Origin of the sequence: Lysobacter antibioticus HS124 (assembly GCF_000336385.2) — a bacterium.
Lineage (GTDB): Bacteria > Pseudomonadota > Gammaproteobacteria > Xanthomonadales > Xanthomonadaceae > Lysobacter > Lysobacter firmicutimachus.
Genome location: NZ_HG424621.1, coordinates 1 through 229, shown reverse-complemented (window position 1 = coordinate 229; position 229 = coordinate 1). Strand labels below are relative to the sequence as shown.

The following is a 229-nucleotide window of genomic DNA, read 5'->3' as shown; positions in this document are numbered from 1 at the left end:
AGAAGGCCGGCGAAGGCAAGTGCGGCGAGGGCAAGTGCGGCGGCGACAAGAAGGGGGCGGTCAAGTCCTCCGCCAAGCCGACGGCCAAGAAGGCCGGTGAAGGCAAGTGCGGCGAAGGCAAGTGCGGCGGTTCGGTCTGATCGCAGCGCGATGACGATGAGCCACTCGCGTCCCCTGAAACCGGATGCCGTCGGCCTCGGCCTGCGGCGGGCCCTGCTGGGCCCGCTGC

At 70.3% G+C, this 229-nt stretch carries 1 protein-coding gene; it reads left to right on the top strand.

Features of this window, described 5'->3' with window-relative positions:
• On the top strand, positions 1-140 hold a 140-nt coding region (locus TX83_RS24295), incomplete at its 5' end, for an HvfA family oxazolone/thioamide-modified RiPP metallophore (RefSeq protein ID WP_428992592.1).
• Positions 141-229: the final 89 nt, after the last annotated feature.